18 protein-coding genes are annotated in these 19,326 nt (G+C 58.8%); 11 read left to right on the forward strand and 7 right to left on the reverse strand.

Features of this window, described 5'->3' with window-relative positions; genetic code table 11:
* Entirely contained in the window at positions 1-858 is an 858-nt protein-coding gene (locus ACR0L9_RS14770) for an HpcH/HpaI aldolase/citrate lyase family protein (RefSeq protein ID WP_170395792.1), read from the reverse strand.
* A 175-nt stretch (positions 859-1,033) separates the two neighbouring features.
* Between ACR0L9_RS14770 and ACR0L9_RS14775 the strand changes: the two genes are divergently transcribed.
* Positions 1,034-1,333 (forward strand): hypothetical protein, encoded by a 300-nt coding sequence (locus ACR0L9_RS14775; RefSeq protein WP_480895968.1) that lies wholly within the window; start codon positions 1,034-1,036, stop codon positions 1,331-1,333.
* Here the strand turns inward: ACR0L9_RS14775 and ACR0L9_RS14780 are convergent.
* Positions 1,330-2,085, reverse strand: a complete 756-nt coding sequence (locus tag ACR0L9_RS14780; protein ID WP_170395788.1) for a sulfite exporter TauE/SafE family protein — start codon at positions 2,083-2,085, stop codon at positions 1,330-1,332. The genes ACR0L9_RS14775 and ACR0L9_RS14780 overlap by 4 nt on opposite strands.
* A 161-nt stretch (positions 2,086-2,246) precedes the next feature.
* Here ACR0L9_RS14780 and mdh point away from each other — a divergent pair, with 161 nt between their 5' ends.
* The 9 genes from mdh (at position 2,247) to ACR0L9_RS14825 (ending at position 12,890) form a co-directional block, all read left to right on the forward strand.
* Entirely contained in the window at positions 2,247-3,209 is a 963-nt protein-coding gene (gene mdh, locus ACR0L9_RS14785; protein WP_170353522.1) for a malate dehydrogenase, read from the forward strand.
* A 309-nt stretch (positions 3,210-3,518) separates the two neighbouring features.
* A complete protein-coding gene (gene sucC / locus ACR0L9_RS14790) occupies positions 3,519-4,712 on the forward strand; it encodes an ADP-forming succinate--CoA ligase subunit beta (protein WP_170395786.1) in 1,194 nt (397 codons plus the stop codon).
* Between the two features lie 83 nt (positions 4,713-4,795).
* Complete coding sequence (gene sucD / locus ACR0L9_RS14795; RefSeq protein ID WP_152456828.1) at positions 4,796-5,677, forward strand: succinate--CoA ligase subunit alpha; 882 nt, start codon at positions 4,796-4,798, stop codon at positions 5,675-5,677.
* Positions 5,678-5,711: 34 nt separating this feature from the next.
* Positions 5,712-6,251 carry a DUF805 domain-containing protein gene (locus ACR0L9_RS14800; protein WP_480895969.1) on the forward strand — a complete coding sequence of 180 codons (540 nt, stop codon included), beginning with the start codon at positions 5,712-5,714 and terminating at the stop codon, positions 6,249-6,251.
* Positions 6,248-9,205 carry a 2-oxoglutarate dehydrogenase E1 component gene (locus ACR0L9_RS14805; RefSeq protein WP_170647118.1) on the forward strand — a complete coding sequence of 986 codons (2,958 nt, stop codon included), beginning with the start codon at positions 6,248-6,250 and terminating at the stop codon, positions 9,203-9,205. Before ACR0L9_RS14800 ends, ACR0L9_RS14805 begins: the two co-directional genes overlap by 4 nt.
* A 3-nt stretch (positions 9,206-9,208) precedes the next feature.
* Complete coding sequence (gene odhB, locus ACR0L9_RS14810; protein ID WP_170626174.1) at positions 9,209-10,729, forward strand: 2-oxoglutarate dehydrogenase complex dihydrolipoyllysine-residue succinyltransferase; 1,521 nt, start codon at positions 9,209-9,211, stop codon at positions 10,727-10,729.
* Position 10,730: 1 nt separating this feature from the next.
* Positions 10,731-11,000 carry a hypothetical protein gene (locus ACR0L9_RS14815; protein ID WP_170395780.1) on the forward strand — a complete coding sequence of 90 codons (270 nt, stop codon included), beginning with the start codon at positions 10,731-10,733 and terminating at the stop codon, positions 10,998-11,000.
* Between the two features lie 71 nt (positions 11,001-11,071).
* Entirely contained in the window at positions 11,072-12,460 is a 1,389-nt protein-coding gene (gene lpdA / locus ACR0L9_RS14820; RefSeq protein WP_480895970.1) for a dihydrolipoyl dehydrogenase, read from the forward strand.
* A 121-nt stretch (positions 12,461-12,581) separates the two neighbouring features.
* Complete coding sequence (locus tag ACR0L9_RS14825) at positions 12,582-12,890, forward strand: EthD family reductase (protein ID WP_480895971.1); 309 nt, start codon at positions 12,582-12,584, stop codon at positions 12,888-12,890.
* A 17-nt stretch (positions 12,891-12,907) separates the two neighbouring features.
* Here ACR0L9_RS14825 and ACR0L9_RS14830 read toward each other — a convergent pair whose 3' ends face one another.
* From ACR0L9_RS14830 to ACR0L9_RS14845, 4 genes are read right to left on the reverse strand one after another with little or no spacing between them, the layout of a single operon-like run.
* Entirely contained in the window at positions 12,908-13,513 is a 606-nt protein-coding gene (locus ACR0L9_RS14830) for a pyridoxamine 5'-phosphate oxidase family protein (RefSeq protein WP_170612867.1), read from the reverse strand.
* On the reverse strand, positions 13,500-14,240 hold the full coding sequence (locus ACR0L9_RS14835; RefSeq protein ID WP_480592451.1) for a lysophospholipid acyltransferase family protein: 741 nt from the start codon (positions 14,238-14,240) through the stop codon (positions 13,500-13,502). Before ACR0L9_RS14835 ends, ACR0L9_RS14830 begins: the two co-directional genes overlap by 14 nt.
* Positions 14,240-15,139 (reverse strand): FtsX-like permease family protein, encoded by a 900-nt coding sequence (locus ACR0L9_RS14840; RefSeq protein ID WP_170408348.1) that lies wholly within the window; start codon positions 15,137-15,139, stop codon positions 14,240-14,242. The genes ACR0L9_RS14835 and ACR0L9_RS14840 overlap by 1 nt, the downstream gene beginning before the upstream one ends.
* Positions 15,136-15,813, reverse strand: a complete 678-nt coding sequence (locus ACR0L9_RS14845; RefSeq protein WP_480896029.1) for a cell division ATP-binding protein FtsE — start codon at positions 15,811-15,813, stop codon at positions 15,136-15,138. Before ACR0L9_RS14845 ends, ACR0L9_RS14840 begins: the two co-directional genes overlap by 4 nt.
* 182 nt (positions 15,814-15,995) lie before the next feature.
* Here ACR0L9_RS14845 and ACR0L9_RS14850 point away from each other — a divergent pair, with 182 nt between their 5' ends.
* Positions 15,996-16,763, forward strand: coding sequence for a zinc-ribbon domain-containing protein (locus tag ACR0L9_RS14850; RefSeq protein WP_480895972.1), 768 nt, complete (start codon positions 15,996-15,998; stop codon positions 16,761-16,763).
* Here ACR0L9_RS14850 and ACR0L9_RS14855 read toward each other — a convergent pair.
* The gene (locus ACR0L9_RS14855; RefSeq protein WP_480896030.1) at positions 16,760-19,246 is read right to left on the reverse strand and encodes a TIGR02302 family protein; all 2,487 of its coding nucleotides are present in this window, start codon (positions 19,244-19,246) and stop codon (positions 16,760-16,762) included. The two genes, ACR0L9_RS14850 and ACR0L9_RS14855, sit on opposite strands and share 4 nt — an antisense overlap.
* Between the last annotated feature and the right edge of the window lie 80 nt (positions 19,247-19,326).

A 19,326-nucleotide genomic window follows, 5' to 3' on the forward strand; every position in this document is an offset into this window, starting at 1 on the left:
TTACCCCGCTTGCAAAGCTACTATCGCCTCTGCTTTTGCCAGAGTTTCGCGGGCAGTTACAACGTGTAGGTTTTCAACAATCTTGCCATCGACAACGGCGACCCCCTGCCCCTGCGACTCGGTTTCCTCGAAAGCGGCAATCTGACGGCGAGCCAGATCAATCTCATCCTCGGAAGGGGCAAAGGCGGAGTTTGCGATGTCGACCTGGGCCGGGTGGATCAGGGTTTTGCCATCAAAGCCCATGTCGCGGCCCTGGGCACACTCGGCGGCCAGACCGTCGGTGTCCTTGAAGGCATTGTAGACGCCATCGACGATGATCAGCCCCTCTGCCTTGGCCGCCAACAGGCACAGGCCAAGCGAGGTCATCATCGGCAAACGGTCGGGGCGGAAGCGCGTCTGCAGCTCTTTCGCAAGATCGTTGGTCCCCATGACAAAGCCTGCCATCAGCGGATGTGCGGCAATTTCAGCTGCGTTCAGCATCCCGCGCGGCGTCTCCATCATCGCCCAGATCGGCAGGTCTCCGGTGATTGAGGTCAGCGCATCCACATCCGCCGCAGAACTCACCTTTGGCAACAGAACGGCATCTGCATCCATCTCGCGCACGGCTTCGGCATCCGCGCGCCCCCATTCGGTATCAAGCCCGTTGATCCGCACAATCTTGACCCGAGCACCATAGCCTCCGGCGGCCAAAGCCGCCTTGAGGGTCTCGCGCGCGTTCTCTTTCTCATCAGCCGCAACCGCGTCTTCAAGGTCAAAGATGATGGCGTCCACCGGCAAGGTGCGGGCCTTATCAAGCGCGCGTTCACGCGAGCCGGGGATGTATAGTACCGAGCGATAGGGGCGTTGGCGCGGGTCCACGGGACTCTCCCATTGAAATAATGTTGCGCGGAATGGGGCATTTTTTGACGGAAAGTTCAAGAACAAAATCGCCGCAGCGCAGCATTTCCTGCGCTGCGCAACGTGCGTTGCCTTAACGCGATGTCCTTTTGCCTACGGCACGCTGCTTTGAGCAAGAGCTTGAAAGGGGTGACCAATGAAAACGATTATGCTGAAAATGACGATTGGCTTGGGCATCATGGTACTGGCAGCGCAACAAGTCAGCGCACAGAATTGTGCGCCACGCGAGGACGTGATCAAGCGATTGGCAAAGTCCTATGGCGAAACCCGACGAGGCATCGGTATTGCGCGTCAGGGAGCGGTGATGGAGGTTTTTGCCTCGGACCAAACCGGCAGCTGGACCATTGTTGTGACCTTGCCGGAAGGTGTGAGCTGCCTGATCGCTTCGGGCCAGTCTTATGAAACACTGGCCGAAACGCTGCCGCCCAACGCCTAAACCAGCGCATCCCAAATAAGTTTGCTTCCCGTCAGGGTCAGCAAGACGTAGGCAATGTTGAAAAACAAGCGTTCGGAGAGCATGAAATGCGCCCGGACGCCCAGCCAGGCCCCGAGGATCGCAAACGGGGTCAGCAACAGGTCTGCCAAGGCTGTGTGCCAAGTGAAGAGGCCCAGATAGGCGAAGGGCACGAATTTGACGGCGTTGATTACCCAGAAGACCAGCACGGTCGAGGCTTGAAATTCGGTTTTCGTCAGGCGTTGTGACAGCAGGTACACGGCGGCGGGTGGGCCGCCCGCATGGCTGACAAAGCTGGTGAATCCGGCGATAAGCCCGGCAAACAGGCCCGCCGATGGAGGCAACCGGTTGGCAAAACCCCGCACCCAGCCTCTGGTCTGGGCAACGTGCCAGATCACGAAACCGACCGATATTCCGCCAATCAACAGACGTAGCAGATCGTCATCCGTCGCACGATAAAGCCACGCGCCCAGCGCGATACCTGGTACTGCGCCCAACATCAGAAGGCGCGAATCTGGCCAGCTCCAGCGTTTCCAATACGGCTTTAACGTCGCCAGATCGATCACCATCAGTATCGGCAGCATTAGCGCTAGCGCCTGTCCTGGCGTCAGTATCAGAGCCAGAATCGACGAAGATGCAAACGCCACTCCCGAGCCGAACCCACCTTTCGAGATGCCCGCGAAGATCACCGCCGGGATCGCCACTGCAAAAAACATCAGGTTCATCTCGAACATCAGGCACCCCGGAAATATGCATGATTCACAGGCGGTTTAGCGCAATCGGCGGGGTGTGTGCAAACGGTATGCGGTGGCATGCCGCGCCGCAGAAGGCTTGCGTGACGCCGCTTTTGCGACTAGCACAACCGCGATTTCAAAACCGACCGGAGATATTCCAAATGGCCAGACCCAAGATCGCGCTGATCGGCGCAGGTCAGATCGGCGGCACGCTCGCCCACCTCGCTGCAATGAAAGAACTTGGTGACGTCGTGCTGTTCGACATCGCCGAAGGCACCCCGGAAGGAAAGGCGCTGGACATCGCCGAATCCGGCCCCTCGGAAGGCTTCGACGCCAAACTGAAGGGCACCCAGTCCTATGAGGATATCGCCGGTGCCGACGTCTGCATCGTCACCGCTGGCGTGCCGCGCAAGCCGGGCATGAGCCGCGACGACTTGCTGGGCATCAACCTGAAGGTCATGAAATCGGTCGGTGAAGGCATCGCCGCAAACGCTCCGGATGCGTTCGTCATCTGCATCACCAACCCGCTGGACGCGATGGTTTGGGCGCTGCGTGAATTCTCGGGCCTGCCGCACAACAAAGTCTGCGGCATGGCGGGCGTTCTGGACTCGGGCCGTTTCGCACACTTCTTGTCGGAAGAGTTCAATGTGTCCATGCGCGACGTCACCGCCTTTGTTCTGGGAGGCCATGGCGACACAATGGTGCCTTCGGTGCGCTACTCGACCGTTGCCGGTATCCCGTTGCCCGATCTGGTTGAGATGGGCTGGACCACGCAGGAAAAACTGGACGCCATCGTTCAGCGCACCCGTGACGGCGGTGCAGAAATCGTTGGCCTGCTGAAGACCGGCTCGGCTTTCTATGCACCGGCGACTTCGGCGATCGAAATGGCCGAAGCCTACCTGAAAGACCAGAAACGCGTTCTGCCCTGTGCTGCCTATTGCAATGGCGAACTGGGTGTCGACGGCATGTATGTCGGCGTGCCTACCGTAATCGGTGCAGGTGGTATCGAGCGCGTCGTCGACATCAAGCTGAACGAAGAAGAACAGGCCGGTTTCGACAATTCGGTCAATGCCGTTAAGGGTCTGATCGAGGCATGCAAGGGCATCGACAGCTCGCTGGCCTAAGTCACGAACCCTAGAACCAACGAACCGGCCCTCTTCATGGGCCGGTTTTCTTTTACACGGTGCCAAGCTGGCTAAAAGATGTTCGCGCAAACGTCGCAAAACTCATCTATGAATGTGTTTTGTGGGCATGATCCCGGATCATCGAATCAATTTCCACGCCCCGCAATTTTTGTGATCACACCCCAAAAACCTGTGATCACAAATACTGAAAATCTTCGACAATTTCCCGTGACCCGTCAAAAAACTCTTTAATTTTGGCGCTTAGACACCCCTATAACGGTGTAATCGTAGTCAGACGGGACAATTTCGATGAACATTCACGAATATCAAGCCAAAGCGCTTCTTCGCAGCTATGGCGCTCCGGTCTCCGATGGTCGCGCAGTTCTGCGCGCCGAGGAAGCCAAAACCGCAGCCGGTGAATTGGACGGGCCGCTTTGGGTCGTCAAGGCGCAAATCCACGCAGGTGGTCGCGGCAAGGGTTCCTTTAAAGAGGCCGACGCCGGTGAAAAAGGCGGTGTCCGTCTGACCAAATCGGTGGAAGAAGCCGCCGAAGAAGCCAAAAAGATGCTGGGCCGCACGCTGGTCACCCATCAGACCGGCCCCGCAGGCAAGCAGGTGAACCGCATCTACATCGAAGCCGGTTCGGGCATCGAACGTGAACTTTACCTGGCCCTGCTGGTGGACCGCCAGACCAGCCGTATCTCATTCGTATGCTCGACCGAAGGCGGCATGGACATCGAAGAGGTGGCCGCTGCGACGCCTGAGAAAATCCTGTCCTTCTCGGTTGATCCCGCCACTGGTTATCAGCCCTATCACGGCCGCCGCATCGCGTTCTCGTTGGGACTGGAAGGCGCGCAGGTCAAACAATGCGTCAAGCTGATGAACCAGCTCTACAATGCCTTCGTCGAGAAGGACATGGAGATGCTGGAGATCAACCCGCTGATCGTCTCGGACAAGGGCGACCTGAAAGTACTGGACGCAAAAGTCGGCTTTGATGGTAACGCGGTATACCGCCACCCGGATATTGCCGAGTTGCGCGACACGACCGAGGAAGACCCCAAGGAACTGGAAGCGTCCAAATACGACCTGAATTACATCGCGCTGGACGGTGAGATCGGCTGCATGGTCAACGGTGCCGGTCTTGCGATGGCCACGATGGACATCATCAAGCTTTACGGTGCCGAGCCTGCCAACTTCCTGGATGTGGGCGGTGGCGCGACCAAAGAGAAAGTGACCGAGGCGTTCAAGATCATCACCTCGGATCCGAACGTCAAAGGCATTCTGGTCAACATCTTCGGCGGCATCATGCGCTGTGATGTGATTGCCGAGGGCGTCGTTGCCGCGGTGAAAGAGGTGGGCCTGCAGGTCCCGCTGGTCGTGCGTCTGGAAGGCACGAATGTCGAGAAGGGCAAAGAGATCATCAACACCTCGGGCCTAGACGTGATCGCGGCGGACAACCTGAAAGACGGTGCCGAGAAGATCGTGAAGGCGGTTAAAGGCTGAGTGTCATCCCGTAGGGTGGGCTTCAGCCCGCCTTTCCCAAGATTTTGGCGGGCAGAAGCCTGCCGTATAAAGGAGAACGCCAGATGGCAGTCCTCATCGACGAAAATACCAAAGTGATCTGTCAGGGCTTTACCGGCTCGCAGGGCACATTCCACTCTGAACAGGCCATCGCCTATGGCACCAAGATGGTCGGCGGCGTGACCCCGGGCAAAGGTGGGATGGAGCACTTGGGTCTACCAGTGTTCAACTCAGTCCACGAGGCCAAGCATGTGACCGAAGCCAACGCCTCGGTGATCTATGTTCCGCCACCCTTTGCGGCTGACTCGATCCTCGAAGCGATTGATGCCGAGATGGAGGTGATCGTCTGTATCACCGAAGGCATTCCGGTTCTGGACATGATGAAGGTGAAGCGCGCGCTGGAAGGTTCAAAATCGCGCCTGATCGGCCCGAACTGCCCCGGTGTCATCACGCCCGACGCCTGCAAGATCGGCATCATGCCCGGCCACATCCACAAGCGCGGCTCGGTCGGTGTTGTGTCTCGTTCGGGTACCCTGACCTACGAGGCCGTCAAGCAGACCACCGATGTAGGTCTGGGCCAGTCCACCTGCGTGGGCATCGGCGGCGACCCGATCAAAGGGACCGAGCATATCGACGTGCTGGAATGGTTCCTGGCGGATGACGAAACCGAGTCGATCATCATGATCGGTGAAATCGGTGGCTCGGCCGAGGAAGAAGCTGCACAGTTCCTGGCGGATGAGGCCAAGAAAGGCCGCAAGAAGCCCACGGCAGGGTTCATCGCGGGCCGCACGGCCCCTCCTGGCCGCCGCATGGGCCACGCGGGCGCCATCGTCGCCGGCGGCAAAGGCGGCGCCGAGGACAAGATCGAAGCCATGCGCTCGGCTGGTATCGTCGTGGCCGAAAGCCCGGCGCAGCTGGGTGAGGCTGTGCTGGAAGCCATCGGTTGACCAGAATTTGACTGCTTTGGGAGGAGCGGTAAACATGACTTTCGGCGAAGCCATTAAAACCTGTTTCTCCAAGTTTTTCACCTTTTCGGGCCGTGCCTCGCGGCCCGAATACTGGTTTTTTTTCCTGTTCATCGTGATCTGGAGCATCATTGCCGGGATCATCGACTGGCAGTTCTTCACCCAGGTCGCAGTGACTGAAACCGAAACATCCAAATCCGTCACGACCACCTCAACAGGCCCGGTCCAAAGCATCGTCAGCCTGATTGTCTTCTTCCCGCATCTGGCCGTTGCATGGCGGCGGATGCATGATACCGGGCGCAGCGGGCTTTATGCTCTGCTGCCGATCCTGCTGATACTTGGTGCGCTTGCCGTCCTGATCTTTGGCATCGGCCTTGCCAGCCAGTTCCATGGCGGCACGTTGGATATCCTGTTCACCCGCGCAACTCTTCTTATTGTCATTCCGACACTTCTTGTCCTGTTTGTGTCGCCCCTCCTGGTTCTGTGGTGGCTGACCCGCCCCAGCGAACCAGGCACCAACCAATACGGTCCCAACCCATATGAGGTAGCCCAATGACCGAACACTCGCCCAATACCGCCTTTCATGCCTCAAGCTTCATGCAGGGGCATAACGCCGAATATCTGGAGCAGCTTTATGCCCAGTACACCAAGAACCCCGGTGCGGTCGACGCAGCCTGGGTCGAGTTCTTCAAGGCCATGGGCGATGACGCGCCGGATGTGCAGCGCGAGGCCGAGGGGCCTTCGTGGGCGCGTACCGACTGGCCTCCGATGCCTGCGGATGATCTGACCGGTGCGTTGACTGGCGAGTGGGCCGAGATCGACGCCAAAGCAGCGGGCAACAAAATCAAGGATAAGGCGGCGGCCAAGGGTGTTGAGGTCAGTGATGACCAGATCAAGCGCGCGGTGCTGGACAGCCTGCGGGCGCTGATGCTGATCAGGGCCTATCGTATCCGGGGCCATCTGGCAGCTGATCTGGACCCGCTGGGCATGCGCGCCGCCAGTACGCATCCCGAGCTGGACCCGAAGACTTACGGGTTCACCGATGCTGACATGGATCGACCGATCTTTATTGACAACGTGCTGGGCCTGCAGATGGCCAGCATGCGCCAAATCGTCGAGATCGTGAAGAGGACCTATTGCGGCACCTTCGCGCTGCAATACATGCATATCTCGAACCCGGAAGAGGCCGCGTGGCTGAAGGAACGCATCGAGGGGTTCGGTAAGGAAATCGCCTTCACCAAGGAAGGCCGCAAGGCGATCCTGAACAAGATGGTCGAGGCCGAGGGTTTCGAGAAATTCCTGCATGTGAAATACATGGGCACCAAGCGGTTTGGTCTGGATGGTGGCGAGGCACTGATCCCCGCGATGGAGCAGATCATCAAGCGCGGCGGCGCCTTGGGCCTCAGCGATATCGTCATCGGCATGCCACACCGGGGTCGTCTGAACATACTGGCCAATGTGATGGGCAAGCCCTATCGCGCCATTTTCAACGAGTTTCAGGGCGGCAGCTTCAAGCCCGAAGACGTGGATGGATCAGGCGATGTGAAATATCACCTCGGCGCGTCAAGCGACCGAGAGTTCGATGGCAATAGCGTTCACCTTTCGCTGACCGCAAACCCAAGCCACCTTGAGGCGGTGAACCCAGTGGTTCTGGGTAAGGTACGTGCCAAGCAGGACCAGTTGAACGACGAAGACCGCACCAAAGTGATGGGCATTCTGCTGCACGGCGACGCAGCCTTTGCCGGACAGGGTGTTGTGGCCGAAGGCTTCGGCCTGTCGGGTCTGAAAGGGCACAAGACCGGCGGCACCATGCATATCGTGGTGAACAACCAGATCGGTTTCACCACCGCGCCGCATTTCAGCCGTTCCAGCCCTTATCCCACGGATATCGCGCTGATGGTTGAAGCTCCCATCTTCCACGTGAATGGCGACGACCCCGAGGCGGTGGTGCATGCCGCCAAGGTGGCGACCGAGTTCCGCCAGAAGTTCCACAAGGACGTGGTGCTGGATATCTTCTGCTACCGCCGGTTTGGTCATAACGAGGGTGACGAACCCATGTTCACCAACCCGATCATGTACAAGAAGATCAAGACGCATAAGACCACGTTGTCGTTGTATACCGAGCGCCTTGTCAGGGACGGGCTTATCCCCGAAGGCGAGATTGAAGACATGAAGGCGGCCTTTCAGGCACATCTGAATGAAGAGTTCGATGCCGGGAAAGACTACAAGCCAAACAAAGCCGACTGGCTGGATGGGCGCTGGTCGCATCTGGACAAGCACAAAGACGAATACATGCGCGGTGAAACCGCAATTACACCAGAGACGCTGGCCGAGATCGGCACTGCTCTGACCAGCGCCCCCGAAGGTTTTGCGATGCACAAAACCGTGGGCCGGTTGCTGGACCACAAGAAACAGATGTTCGAAAACGGAACCGGCTTTGACTGGGCAACGGGCGAGGCTCTGGCGTTTGGCTCTCTGCTGACTGAAGGCTACCCTGTACGTTTGGCCGGACAGGACGCGACGCGTGGCACATTCAGCCAACGCCATTCCGGATTTGTCCATCAGGAAACCGAGGAACGGTATTACCCGCTGAACAATATCCGCAAGGGCCAATCACATTATGACGTGATTGACTCGATGCTGTCCGAATACGCGGTGCTTGGGTTCGAATATGGCTATTCACTGGCCGAGCCCAACGCGCTTGTTCTCTGGGAGGCACAGTTTGGCGATTTCGCCAATGGGGCACAGATAATGTTCGATCAGTTCATCAGTTCGGGTGAATCGAAGTGGCTGCGGATGTCTGGTCTGGTCACGCTGCTGCCGCATGGGTTCGAAGGGCAAGGCCCAGAGCACTCATCTGCACGGCTTGAGCGGTTTCTGCAAATGTGCGGTCAGGACAACTGGATCGTGGCGAACTGCACAACGCCTGCGAACTATTTCCACATCCTGCGCCGTCAATTGCACCGGACCTTCCGCAAGCCGCTTATCCTGGTGACGCCGAAGTCGCTGCTGCGCCATAAGCTGGCAGTCAGCAAGGCCGAGGAATTCACCACAGGCTCGAGCTTCCATAGGGTGCTGTGGGATGATGCTCAACAGGGCAACTCGGACACTAAACTGGTGGCAGATGACAAGATCAAGCGGGTCGTCATGTGCTCGGGCAAGGTCTATTTTGATCTGCTTGAGGAACGCGACGCGCGTGGCATCGACGATATCTACCTGATGCGGATCGAACAGTATTATCCTTTCCCTGCGCATTCGCTGATCAACGAGCTTGAGCGCTTCAAGGGGGCTGAGATGGTCTGGTGTCAGGAAGAACCCAAGAACCAGGGGGCCTGGACCTTTATTGAGCCCAATATCGAATGGGTTCTGACCCGCATTGGCGCAAAACACACTCGTCCGGTCTATGCCGGTCGCGCAACTTCGGCCTCGCCCGCGACGGGTCTGGCCAGCCAACACAAAGCCCAACAAGAAGCGCTGGTGAACGAAGCGCTGAGCATTGAAGGAAAGTAAACGATGACGATTGAAGTTCGTGTTCCCACGCTGGGCGAGTCTGTCACCGAAGCCACCGTTGCGACTTGGTTCAAAAAACCCGGCGATGCAGTCGCCGTAGATGAGATGCTATGTGAACTTGAGACCGACAAGGTCACGGTCGAAGTGCCCTCACCCGCTGCTGGCGTGATGGGCGAGATCGTTGCAGCCGAAGGTGAGACCGTGGGCGTCGATGCCCTGCTTGCCACGATTGCGGCGGGCGAAGGAGCTGCGCCTGCTCCGGCAGCGGCGGCCCCGGCCCCGGCCCCGGCGGCAGCGGCACCCGCAGCATCAGGCGGCAGTGTAGATGTGATGGTGCCGACATTGGGTGAATCCGTCACCGAGGCTACAGTCTCGACATGGTTCAAACAGGTCGGCGACAGCGTTGCACAGGATGAAATGCTGTGCGAACTGGAAACCGACAAGGTCTCGGTCGAGGTCCCTGCCCCGGCGGCAGGCGTTCTGGCTGAAATCGTTGCGCCTGAAGGCAGCACGGTCGATGCTTCTGCCAAATTGGCGGTGATCTCGGGCGCAGCCGCAGGTGCGGCAGCGGCTCCGGTGGCAGCCGTCGCCGCTCCGACTGCAGCCAGCACAGGTAAAGACGTGTCCAACGCTCCATCGGCTGAGAAAGCGATGGCCGAAGCTGGTCTGTCTGCGGATCAAGTCACTGGCACCGGACGCGATGGTCGTATCATGAAAGAAGACGTGGCAAAGGCAGTTGCAGCAGCTACGGCCCCAGCGCCTGCGGCGGCTGTGCCCGCCCCCGCTGCCCAAGCCCCGCGCGCGCCTGTGGCTGCCGAGGATGCGAGCCGCGAAGAGCGCGTGCGCATGACCCGTCTGCGCCAGACCATCGCCAAGCGCCTGAAGGACGCGCAGAACACCGCCGCGATCCTGACCACCTATAACGAGGTGGACATGACTGAGGTGATGGCCTTGCGCAACCAGTACAAGGACCAGTTCGAGAAGAAGCATGGCGTACGTCTGGGCTTTATGTCCTTTTTCACCAAGGCCTGCTGTCATGCGCTGAAAGAAGTGCCCGAAGTGAATGCCGAGATCGACGGCAATGACATCGTCTACAAGAACTTCGTGCATATGGGTGTGGCCGCAGGTACGCCGCAAGGGCTGGTGGTTCCAGTCATCCGGGATGCGGACTCCATGTCTTTCGCAGCGATCGAGAAAGCCATCGCCGAAAAGGGCAAGCGCGCCCGTGACGGTAAACTCTCAATGGCGGAAATGCAGGGCGGCACTTTCACGATCTCGAACGGAGGCGTCTACGGCTCGCTGATGTCTTCACCGATCCTGAACCCGCCGCAATCGGGCATTCTGGGCATGCACAAGATCCAGGATCGTCCCATGGTCATCAATGGTGAGATCAAAATCCGCCCGATGATGTATCTGGCGCTGTCCTATGATCACCGTATTGTGGACGGCAAGGGTGCTGTGACATTCCTTGTCCGCGTAAAAGAGGCGCTGGAAGACCCGCGTCGCCTGCTGATGGATCTGTAAGATGGCGACTCATGTACTGTGGCAAGCCGATGTGGCCGATTTCGATGCCTGGCTGAAGGTGTTCCGCGAGGATCAACCGATGCGCAAGGCCGCGGGTATCCGCGACCTGCATGTCTGGCGCGATCCAGATCAGCGGGATCATGCGATAGCGATGTTCGAGGTTATGAATCTGGATAAGGCCAAAGCCTTTTTTGGGTCCGAAGAACTGGCGATGCACCATGAACGCGGCGGCATTGCGCATATATCAATCAAGCTGCTGGAACCCGTTTGAAATATAGGTACCCGACCCGCCACACCGGATCGGGACGCTGCCGGATCACCCGGTCGATTTAGGAGAATGTAATGGCAAATTATGACGTCATCGTAATCGGCGCCGGACCCGGCGGCTATGTCTGCGCCATCCGTTGCGCCCAACTGGGCCTTAAAACCGCAGTTGTCGAGGGGCGCGAGACGCTGGGTGGGACTTGCCTGAACGTGGGCTGCATCCCCTCGAAAGCATTGTTACATGCCAGCCATCAGTTGCACGAGGCCGAACACAACTTTGCAAAGATGGGTCTGAAGGGGAAGTCACCTTCGGTCGATTGGAAGCAGATGCAGGCCTACAAGGACGAGGTGATCGATGGCAACACCAAGGGCATCGAGTTTCTGTTCAAGAAGAACAAGATCGATTGGCTGAAAGGCTGGGGCTCAATCCCTGCTGCGGGCAAGGTCAAGGTTGGTGATGAGGTCCATGAGACCAAGAACATCATTATCGCGTCGGGCTCTGAGCCATCGGCACTGCCTGGCGTCGAGGTTGACGAAAAGGTCGTAGTGACTTCGACCGGCGCGTTGTCTCTGGGCAAAGTTCCCAAGAAAATGATTGTGATCGGTGCCGGTGTGATCGGGCTTGAATTGGGCTCGGTCTACAGCCGTTTGGGCGCAGAGGTGACGGTGATCGAATTCCTCAAGGAAATCACGCCGGGTATGGACCCCGAGGTTCAGAAGACTTTCCAGCGCATCCTGAAGAAACAGGGTTTGAAATTCGTCATGGGCGCTGCGGTGCAAAAGACCGAAGCCACCAAGACCAAAGCCAAGGTAACGTACAAGCTGCTCAAGGATGACAGCGAGCATGTCATCGATGCTGATACCGTGCTGGTGGCCACCGGGCGCAAGCCCTATTCGGAGGGTCTGGGGCTGGACGCTTTGGGCGTCGAGATAACCCCGCGCGGCCAGATCAAGGTCGGCAGTGATTGGCAGACCAACGTGCCGGGCATCTACGCCATCGGCGACGTGACCGAAGGCCCGATGCTGGCCCACAAGGCTGAAGACGAGGGCATGGCCGCAGCCGAGCAGGTTGCAGGCAAGCATGGTCATGTGAATTATGGTGTTATTCCTGGGGTCATCTACACTTGGCCCGAGGTGGCCAATGTGGGTGAGACCGAAGCGACACTCAAAGAACAGGGCCGCGCCTACAAGGTCGGCAAGTTCATGTTCATGGGCAATGGCCGGGCTAAGGCGAATTTCGCAGCCGACGGGTTCGTCAAGATTCTGGCAGACAAAGAAACCGATCGCATTCTGGGCGCGCATATCATCGGCCCCGCGGCCGGAGACCTGATCCACGAGGTTTGCGTCGCCATGGAATTCGGCGCATCAGCCGAAGATCTGGCCCTGACCTGTCACGCTCACCCGACCTATTCCGAAGCAGTGCGCGAGGCGGCGCTCGCCTGTGGTGACGGGCCAATTCATAGCTGACCCATCCTGAGCAGGTCCTCTACCCAGTCTCCTTGAGCGGCACCCCGTGTCGCTCAAAACCATTTGCGGCAGGTGATCAGACGCGGTTTACTGACTCCATTGCTTTTGGAAAGGAAGTCAGATGAGCGTCAGTTTACAGGTGATCTATCCCATAGGTACAGAAACACATTTCGATTTCGACTATTATGTCGACACACATCTTCCGCTTGTCGGCGAGCACATGGGGTCACATATCGAACGTACGGTCGTAACCAAAGGCATTGCGGGAGGCTCTGAAGCGCCAGCAGGTCATTACGCGATCGCAACGATCATGTTTGAAGATCAGGACGCCATGAACGACGCTATGTCAAAGGCAGGCCCTGTCCTGGCCGATCTGCCAAACTTCACCAATGTCAAACCGCAGATGCTGATCGGTGAGGTGATCGGCTGAATCAGAGCCATCCTTGCCTACCACATGGTTTTAGCGGCGCGGGCACCCCATTCCTGGTCATATTGCGCGCCGCCTTCCTCTCCTGACGTCATTTCCGACAATATCTCGCCAGCCGTCGGCAGGCCCTCGCTTTCATCGTGGCCACTCCAGGTTCTGGCCCGGATCAGGGCGCGCGCGCATTGTGTGTAAATCTCGGATATCTCGATTACGATGACGGTTGCGGGGCGTTTTCCGTGTTTTTCGAACCGGGCGCGCAGGGCTTCATCAGCAGTCAGTTGAGCGTTCCCATTTACCCGAACCACATTGTTCGAACCGGGCACCATGAACAACAATGAGACGCGTGGATCGAGTACGATATTTCGCAGGGAATCCAAGCGGTTGTTTCCCCGCCAATCCGGCAGTGCCAGGGTGCCTTGGTCCAGTTCCAACACAACTGGCCCTTCATCTCCACGCGGGCTGCCATCGACACCTTCGGAGCCGACGGTGCTGAGGATACACAGGCGTGAGGCCATAATCCATTTGCGGTAGAGCGGAGTTAGCCGCCGCGCCACTTTGCGTATGGAGGCTGCGCCGGGCGTGCCATACAGAGCCTCAAGGGCAGTGATATCCTTAACGAATTCCATCCAGGTCAAACCCCACTTCTCGCATCAGTTCGTTGGACCGTGTCTCAATAACGTTTTCCAGCCGTTCCAGAAAGTCATTCCGCGCAACGCCGGGTTCGATTGGATTTAGGAAATCGACAATCGCCGTGCCGGGCTTGCGCATGACACCGGTTCTGGGCCAGAAGACGCCCGCATTTGTGGCAACGGGTACGCACGGGAACCCGAGCCCTTCATACAGAACCGCCGTTCCAACCTTGTAGGGCTTGTGCACCCCAGGCGCGACGCGCGTACCTTGCGGGTAGATCACCAACTGACCGGGTTCGCTGAACTCGCGGGCGACATCCTTGACCATCTTCGCAACCGCCGCCCCGCGTTTGCCGCGATTGACCGGGATACATCCCAGACGGCGCGCATACATTCCGATGACCGGCGTCCACAGAAGCTCTCGCTTCATGATGAATTTGCCGTGTGGGATGGCGTCGAAGATTATGATGATGTCCAGAAACGACTGGTGCTTGGCGCCGATCACAACCTCGCCATGTGGGACTTCTCCGCGCACTTCGCAGCGAATACCAACCATCCAGCGGGCCAACCACTTGGTTGTGCGCGCATAGGTTTTGCATGCTCGCAATGCGCCACGCTTGGCGAACAGCGCATAGGGGGCAAAGACAAGCCCCAGTACCAGCATCCAGGCATAGATGGTGATCATAAAGATCAGCGACCGGACCCATTGAATAGCCATGAACATCACGAAAGCTCCTTCAACTTGCGCTGCGCGGCGGACCATGTGGCCAGAAACGCAACGGCCGCGCCCAATACCGGGATCAGCACGGGCAGGATCCAACCGATACCCTGAAACCCAAGGCCAGTGAGAAAACCACCCGCATCCGAGGCTTCGGGGAGCAACAATACACCCGTCATACCCAGCAAAGTGCCAACTGCTGCTCCAAACAGCGCCCGGAACGTAAAGCGGCGCACGAACGCTCCGGCGATGAACCGGTCCCGCGCGCCGACCTGACGCAGAACCTCGATTATCTGCGCGTTGGCGGCAAGCGAGGCGTTGGCGGCAAGCGTGATCATGGCGGCAGTGGCGCCACCGATCAGCAGGATCGAAATCCAGCCCAGACGCCGCAGTGAATTGGCCGCATCAACCAATGGTTCGCGCCAGCGAGTGTGATCATCCAGCACTGCGCCCGGCACCTCAGCCCCTAGCCGCAGCCGCAGGCCAGCCGCATCAAGACCCGGCTCACCTTCGATAATCTCTATAAGCTGCGGAATTGGTAAAGTGTCCAGAGGCAAGTCCGGTCCGAACCAGGGTGACAGCAGTGTGGCCTGCTCTTCGCTCGTCAACGCGCGAGCCGAAGCCACACCCGGCGTTTGCTGGAGGACATTCAAAGCAGCCTCGGTTTGCGCCGCACGTTGATCTGCAGGGGCATTGATCCGCAAGGTCGCTGCCCCCGCCAACTCTGAAGCCCAACGATCCGCCACACGGCCCGAGGCTAACGAAAGAGCCAGCGCAAAAACCGCCAGAAAGGCCATTGCACCAGACACGAACAGGGTCAATTGCGCGGTAAAGCCCGTGGGTGGCACCACCCGGTCGGCGCGGCTGTCACGGCGCAGCAAATTGCGGATCGTGCCCTTGCTCATAGATCCGCCCCCGCAAGCTGCACCCGGCGCTGCGCGATGCGCAGAACGCGAGCCTGAACCTGGCTTTTGGCGGCGCGGATCAGGCTTAGGTCATGGGTGGCGATCAGCACGGTTTTTCCCATCCTGTTCAATTCGACCAACAGGCGCAGAAGTCGTTGCGACATCTCCCAGTCCACATTGCCGGTGGGTTCATCCGCAAGCACCACATCGGGCGATAGGATGACTGCGCGGGCCAATGCGGCACGCTGGCGTTCGCCCCCCGATAGTTCAGGCGGGTGCGCCTCAAGCCTGCTGCCAAGCCCGACCCAGCCAAGCAGTTCGGTCAGATCGTCCTGCTGCCCATTTTCAGAGCGCCCCGAGACCATCAGCGGCAACGCGACATTCTCGGCCAGCGTCATGTGATCCAAAAATCGGCAATCCTGATGCACCACGCCAATTCGGCGGCGCAGCAGCGCCATCTGATCGCGGTCCATGCGGGCGATATCCACACCAAAGGCCATCAACCTGCCCGAGGTTGGCAACAACGCGCCATAACAGAGTTTCAGCAATGTGGTCTTGCCCGCACCCGAAGGCCCGGTCAGAAAGTGGAACGATCCGGGCTGTAATTGCAGCGAAACATCGCTTAGCAACTCACCACCGCCGTAGGTATAGCTGATATTCTCCAGCTCGATCACGCCTGCCCCCTTTATTCTGCTCACCTCTTGCCCGAGCGCAGCGGTGGATTCAATGCCTTGGGCGGGGCCAATTGGCGACACTTGGCCCGCGAAACCGAAAACACGCTTTGCTGTTGGGTCTTAACGGAATATCATCCCTGAAAAAACTATTATCAGGCCAGCCTTGAAGGCCAGGAGGCAGAATGCGTTTAACGTGTCCGAATTGCAGCGCCCAGTACGAAGTCCCGGACGAAGTGATCCCCGAGGACGGGCGCGAAGTTCAATGCTCGGCTTGCGAAGAGACCTGGTTTCAGGAAAAGTATCCAGTCGCCAGCAAAGCAGAGCCGGAAGCGAAATCTGCAACTGCAATCCAGGCAGCCTTTGCCGAACCGGAAGATGTTAAGTCAGAGGATGCGCCAGAACCCGATGCGGCCAAGGCCGAGCCAGAAAAGATTAAGGCAGAAGACACACCAGAACCCGATGCGCCCGAGGAATTGAGTGTTGGAAACGTAGACCCGGCGGTATCTAGCATCCTCAAGGAAGAGGCTGCACGCGAGGCAGAGCTGCGCGAGCGTGAAGGCAGCAATCTGGAAAGCCAACCTGATCTGGCATTGGATCCGCCTGAAGAGCCCAAGGTCAAACCGAAACGGCCCTCGGCCACTGAAACCGCCGCTGACGCAGGTCAGAAAGATGAGCTGCCGGATGTTGAGGCGATCAACTCGGGTCTGCGCAGCGACTTGACATCGGACGAAGCTGAAACCGATGCTCCGGCCCGCAAATCCGGTGGGTTTCTGCGTGGCTTTGCCTTGATCATTATCATCGGTGTCATTCTGTTTCTGATATATGGAAACGCCAATCAGATCAGCGAGGCGGTTCCTCAGGCTGATCCGATGCTGAAATCATATGTCTCACTGGTCGATCAAGCGCGCCTTTGGCTTGAGACACAGACCGGGGGCGCAGGGCAGAACTAGAACCTTTCGAGCAATCGCTTGAGGTATTCCAACTCGATCTGAGGCCGATCCTGTTCACCGGTCCTACGGCGGATTTCATCCAGCAACTCGCGCGCACGGCGATATACATCTTCGCCTTGCAGCAGGTTGTCGTCGGTCGAGATTGATCCCGCGGAACCTGGCGTACGACCCAATGGATCGCGGTTATTGGCCTGCATGTCGCCGGCCTCGGTCCCTTGACCCGGCTGGTTCTGCTGGTTCTGCGCCAGGGCTTCGCCCAGTGAACGCATGCCTTCGCGCAAGGCTTCCATCGCCTCGGATTGACGGTCAATCGCCTCGGCCAGATCATCGCTGCGCAAGGCGTCTTCGGCGTCGTCCATGGCCCGGCCCGCACGGCCCAATGCTTCGCGCGCAGCGTCGCCTTCGGGTGTACCACCGCCGGGCAGACCTTGTTGTTGCCGACTCAACTCATCCCGCAGCGCCTGCTGCCGATCCGCCAGTGACCCCTGACTTTGCTGGCCTTCACCAGCCTCATCCTGACCCTGGCCCCGACCGCCTTGGCCTTCATGGCTCTGGCCGCGTCCCAGACCACCGTTGCGACCCTCATTGCCCTGACTTTCGCCCGCTTGCGCACCGGGGTTGAACTGTTCCTGCAGGTCGCGGAATGCCTGATCGCTGAGGCCCTGTTGTTCGCGCAGGGTTTCTGCCAGCCCTTCCATGGCCTGCTGTCCTTCGGACTGGCCACCTTGGCCCTGCCCTTGTGTGACGCGCATGTTTTCCATCATTTGCTGGAACTCTTCTAATGCCTGCTGCGCCTCGGCCATGCGGCCTTGTTCCATGAGCTCCTGAATGCGGTCCATCATTCGCTGCAGGTCATCCTGCGTCATCTGCAAGGTTTCGCCGTTCTGGCCCTGCTGTCCTTGCTGCGTCTCACCGTTTTCCTGCGCCAGACGCTGGAGTTGCCGCATGTAATCCTGTGTCGCTTCGCGCAGCTCCTGCATCAGTTCGGCAATCTCTTCGTCGCTGGCACCGTTCTGCATCGCTTCGGTCAGACGCTCCTGCGCACGGCGCATCCGTTCCAGTGCGTCGGCCAGCGTGCCATCCTCGATCAGAACCGCCAGATCCCACAGCGCTTGCGCAATTTCTTCCTGCTGTTTGACGTTCAGTGCGCCGTATTTGTCGAAGGTCTCCAGCCGCCGCAGGATCACACGCAGACGCAGATACGCTGTATCTGAGCGGAACAGGTCCTCGGGTAGGTGCGAAACCGCACGCAGCAATTGCGATACACGCAGCGCGTTTTCGCGCGACCAGAGCAGATCGCGCCGCTGTTCGATCACCGCAGCAGCCAGTGGGTCAAAGAACCTACGGGCGGGCAGTTCTGTCAGATAAGGTTCCGCCACCGTTTCTTGATCCGCCGCATCGATGGCCATGAGGGTTATTTTCACCGGCAAATGTGCCCAAGGGTGCTGCGAGAAATCCTCGATCAAGTCTTCGGTGAAATCGGTCCGATCGCCTGTAATCGGCATTGGCAACTCGACCGTAATGATCTCGCGCGGTTCTGGCTCGGTCGCAAGACCGAATTGACGGTTGACCGCAGGCAGGTCCAATTCGATCCGGGCGGTGCCGGAGACGATTCCATAGTCATCCGCAGCAGCGAAGGGCAGCTTCATCTGTCCGCCAGCCTCTGATTGCGCCACTCCTGCCGTCGCGATCCTGGGCGCAGTGTCCGGAAGGATCTCAAGCGCCCAATCGCGACCGGCTGGGCCATCGATCCGCATCTGACCCGAGCGTTCGGCAACAAATTCCTGTTCCGGTTCTGTCGCGGCTTCGGTGCCCAGAGGTGTCGAAGATTCTGTCAGGCTGTGCGCGCCGATCTCGCCGTAGAACCGAAGTGTGATGCGGCTGCCTTTAGGCACTGTCAACGTCGGATCGGTCTGATCGGCAAGGTAGAGCGTTGGCAGCCCGGTGTAGCGCGGCGGTTCAATCCAACCCTCCCAAGTCGGGCCCTGCCCCGCCTGAGCGGTCCCCGGCGTCATGTCAGCGACCGAGCCTATCCGCCAGAACGAGCCGAACAGAGCCGCAACGACGAGTGCCAATAAGGCAGCATAGCGAAGCGCATAGGGATCGCGAGACGCCAGCCGCAAGTCGGGTTTCACCGGATCGGCCTTTGATGCACGATCTGCCATGCGCGTCTGGTGCGCATGCCACAGTGCCACCGAATCCGCATCCATCGCACCGATTGCCTGATCGTCCATCAGTGCTTGTATCGGGCGTCCGGGCAGGGTTTCATCCAGCCGAACCAGCGCCTCGGCCCGGGTTGGCAGGTGGAACCGTCTGATTCCCAAAACCGCTGTCGCAATTAAAGCAATCAATCCGATCGCTGCAGAAATCCAAACGGCTTCAATGCGCACAAGATCGTGCAGACCCAGCATCAGGGCGGCCAGCAGCGCCATAAGAATAGAAAAGAACGGCCAGAAGGCGCGCATCACCTGCTCAGCCAGCATACCCCCGTGCGTCAGCCACAGGGACAGTCTTGGAATTGGCAAGGTCTGGTTGTCGCGCAAGGCGGGCCTCCTGATCGGCC

The organism is Ruegeria sp. I3, from assembly GCF_056532525.1.